Genomic DNA, 3,832 nt, shown 5'->3' on the forward strand with positions numbered 1-3,832 from the left:
GACGGCGATAAGCGGTATACTCTCCATTCTTCTTGTTGCTGATCCATGTCTTGAAATTGGCAATAATGTCAAATAACAATTGAAATGCGGCAACGATCAGATTGCAGACATCCTTCCAGTAAACAATGCAGACGGCAACCAGTGTGCCAAGATGCAGCATTGTATCAAATAAAAGGCCTGTTTCTGTATTCACATTGAAAATAATCTTGAACAGAGCCAAATGTCCGGAACTGCTGACCGGAAGAAATTCGGTCGCACCCTGAATGATACCCATTAAAATTGACTGCAGTAAACTCATATAAAAATTCCTCCAAATTATTCATAGCGAAGTATCATTAAAAAGAGGCTGCTGCCCGTTGTCTGCAACAACCTCTTACACGCTATTTGCATTTTACTACATATTGAAAGCTTTAACAAGAGCGAATTTGAAATTCGTCAATCATTTCGTTTAATTTGGCCAGGGCATTGCTGATTCCGCCAATGGCATCAATAAGGCCGCAGTCAACGGTTTCCTGACCGTCAAGAACGGTTCCGACATCTTTGGCCAGCTTGCTTGTATCAAGCATCAGCTTTTTCAGATGGCTTTTGGCGATACGGGAATTGGTGACAATAAAATTCAAAATGCGTTCCTGTATACGCTCGAAATATTCATATGTCTGTATCACACCAATAACCATGCCATTCATTCTGACAGGATGAATGATCATGGTTCCACTGGGTACGATGAAAGAATAGTCCGCTGAGACAGCCAGCGGAACCCCGATTGAGTGACTGCCGCCAAGTACAAGAGATACTGTCGGTTTGCTTATGGAGGCTATCATCTCGGCAATGGCAAGGCCGGCTTCCACATCTCCACCCATGGTGTTCAAAAGAACAAGGATGCCGTCGATGTCGCAGCTGTCTTCTGCCATGGCCAATTGTGGGAGAACGTGTTCGTACTTGGTGGTTTTGACATTTCCCGGAGATTGCTCATGACCTTCTACTTCACCAATAATGGATAACAGAAAGATGCGATGTTTGCCTGCATTGGCCTTTAAAACAACCTGCCCGTATTCACGGATCTGTTCATCCAGGGTAGGTTTGTCAGATTCATTGGATTCATTTTCCTGCATGATCGGATACTCCTTTTTTAGACAGTGTGTCCGATCACGGATATTTTATTCATTGATCTGTATTCTTGACGTATCGGCTGTTTCGCCGGATGCAGTGGTATCTTCTGTGTCTGATTCTGTTTCAGATGGCAGTGCTGAACCTGATGTAGCCGAGGAATTCTTTTGAATATAATCCGTTACAACAGAAGCAATGGTCCGATATGTACCGACGCGTCCGGTAGCTTCTGAACGATAACCCAGGGTGTCCGCCAGTATATTCGTGGTGGCAACAATATATGTTCGTGCATCGTCCAGCTTGTGACCATCGATCATAATATCGGATAAACGGCTTCCGATGGCAGTTGAGGCATTAAAGGTATATGAAATACCTGAAACCTGAAGAAAACCGTCTGCATTTGGATAATTATTAAAGCTGTTCTCTAGGGCGGTCCTCAGATCGCCGCCGGTCATTTTACAGGTGACAAGATATAACTGGTCGTCAAACAGGTTCTGGACCTGTCCTTTTGAAACAATACCATTGGCCAGTGTACCGGAAATCGATTGATCCGGCATGAGTGCAACAACTGCGCCGTCCGATGCAGCTGCATCCAGCATAGCGTCTGCGGTCAGGTTGCCGATGCCTGTTTCAGCTAAATGATAGGTCCGGACGTCGCTGTCAGCGGAGCCATCTTCTAATGTGTCGGCTGTTTCATCTGATGTGTCTGATTCTGTTTCAGCTGTGTCGGCAGCTGTATCGGTCGACAGAGTGATAGAACCTGCAGGTTCAGAGGCATTGGTATCAGCTGAACGGACAACACTTGCCACCGCATCAGCTACAGACTGTTCTGCCGATAAGCTGCTGTAATCAGAAGATGTATAGAACTGACTGTCAACAGAAACATCTGACCGGGTAATATCAAGGCTGGCGACACCGATTACATTGCCTTTTGTGCCGGCAGAAGTAATGACTGTACCGTTGTCTGTTGTATTGGCAAAAGCTTCTGAAGCGCCGCTTTCAATGACAATGCTGACACCGTCTATTGCGGCAAGTGCATTTGTGATATCTTCGCTGCCTGTGTAGGTAAGAACGATCACTGCATCTGTCTTCCCGGACATCTGACCAAGGACATTCTTCACGGTTTCTACAGGGTCTGCCACTGTCAAACTGCTCTTTTGTGCCTGAGTCTGACTGAGACCGGTGGTTACACCGATCACACCGATACGAACACTGTTGATATTCAAAATCTTGTAGTTTTCAAAAACCGTACTGCCGTCGGCCTTGGTGATATTGGCGGCAAGAAATGGAAAACTGGCTTTGGATCGGAGAGATGAAAGGGTATCTGCACCATAAACAAAATCCATTGGACCGGGTACCATTGCATCATATTGCATTGTATTCATCAAAGAAAGAATGGACTGGCCATTGTCCATTTCAGCGATAACACTGTCTCCAAGACAGTTGCCTGCATCAAGAAGCAGGACATGATCACCTTCGGAGGACAGCTTATGGCTGAGGGCAGCAACTTTTTCGTAACCGGCGTATTGCCCGTCTGAATAGGTGATCTGCCCCTGCATATCGCTTGTGTAAATAATCCTGAGGGTGGCATTTCTGTCCGGACGCAGGATCGTATGCGCAATCAAAGCAACAAGTATGATCACAATAAGGACTATAATTATGTAGAAATGGCGTCTACTCAGGTGTTCAGTCTGTACAGTGTCCTGCTGGCTGTGTATGTTGTTTTTTTTCATGAAAAAGGCTCCTTATTCTCCGACAATGGTAATCTGGCACATTTTCATGGCTTCAAGTGCATTCTTGTGGCTCTGAGGAGTCACGCCTGCACAGCAGGAAGCATCAACAATAATCTCTGTATCAGGAAGTGCAGTCTTAAGAAGAATAGCGTTGGAAATAACGCAGATATCAGTACAGAGACCAACAAGTTCAATCTGATCGATAGGTGCCATACGTGCAATTCCGCTGACACATCCGGCAAGACTGGTTGATCCGAAGGTTGGTTTGTCAAAAATCAGGCAGTGATTCTTGAGTGCATATTCATTCAGTTCAGGCTGCAGCTCCCAGCCTTCCGTGCCTCTGATACAATGTTCAACAGGCAGATTCTGACCTTCCTGAGTTTCAAGATAATTCTCTTCGTGCGTATCGCGTGTGAACATCACAGGTCCTTTGAATTCTGCGACCTTCTCTATGACTTTTGGAACAATCGCCTGTGCTTCTTTTGTTCCAAGGGAACCATCAATAAAATCTTTCTGCATATCAATAACAACAAGGTATTTACTCATATTAAAATCTTCCTTTCCATTTCTCTGCTTACTTATAATAGCGAAGTACATGCTCCGGATAAGTCGTATCGCCATAGGTCTCCCAGCCAAGCTGCTCTTTCATCATGTCAGAGAAAGCCTGGGCATTGGCTTCCGTATAGCCGCCGTCACGTTTGATGGCCCATTCAATATAGTTATGTCCGAAGTTGTAGCCCTGCAGCGCCAACCGGAGTCTGCGTATATCTCCGGAACCTTTACATCCGGCCAGTTCAAGGCAGTCTGCAAAATAGTGAATACCGGTTTTGATAGAATATTCAGGATCCTGGATACTGCCGGGCGTCTGATCATATTCTGTATTGTAGTAGCATTCGGAACACTGCATAACATCTGCGCCAAGGCCGCTGCTCTCCTGCTGCATCAATGCTTCGATGACAGGGACATAGGATTCAATGCCGTATTCTTTGGCA

At 45.6% G+C, this 3,832-nt stretch carries 5 protein-coding genes; all 5 read right to left on the minus strand.

Features of this window, described 5'->3' with window-relative positions; genetic code table 11:
* On the minus strand, positions 1 to 298 hold a 298-nt coding region (locus WMO25_RS15975; RefSeq protein ID WP_349086150.1), incomplete at its 3' end, for an undecaprenyl-diphosphate phosphatase.
* A 112-nt stretch (positions 299 to 410) separates the two neighbouring features.
* On the minus strand, positions 411 to 1,112 hold the full coding sequence (locus WMO25_RS15980; protein ID WP_349086151.1) for a ClpP family protease: 702 nt from the start codon (positions 1,110 to 1,112) through the stop codon (positions 411 to 413).
* A 45-nt stretch (positions 1,113 to 1,157) separates the two neighbouring features.
* Positions 1,158 to 2,840: a bifunctional metallophosphatase/5'-nucleotidase gene (locus tag WMO25_RS15985; protein WP_349086152.1), complete on the minus strand. Its 1,683-nt coding sequence runs from the start codon at positions 2,838 to 2,840 to the stop codon at positions 1,158 to 1,160.
* A gap of 12 nt (positions 2,841 to 2,852) precedes the next feature.
* Positions 2,853 to 3,386, minus strand: a complete 534-nt coding sequence (locus tag WMO25_RS15990; protein ID WP_117540051.1) for a cysteine hydrolase family protein — start codon at positions 3,384 to 3,386, stop codon at positions 2,853 to 2,855.
* 28 nt (positions 3,387 to 3,414) lie between these two features.
* Positions 3,415 to 3,832: lysozyme family protein (locus WMO25_RS15995; protein WP_349086153.1), on the minus strand; the 418-nt coding region annotated here is incomplete at its 5' end.

Origin of the sequence: Coprococcus intestinihominis, assembly GCF_040096555.1 — a bacterium.
GTDB classification, from domain to species: Bacteria; Bacillota; Clostridia; order Lachnospirales; family Lachnospiraceae; genus Coprococcus_A; species Coprococcus_A intestinihominis.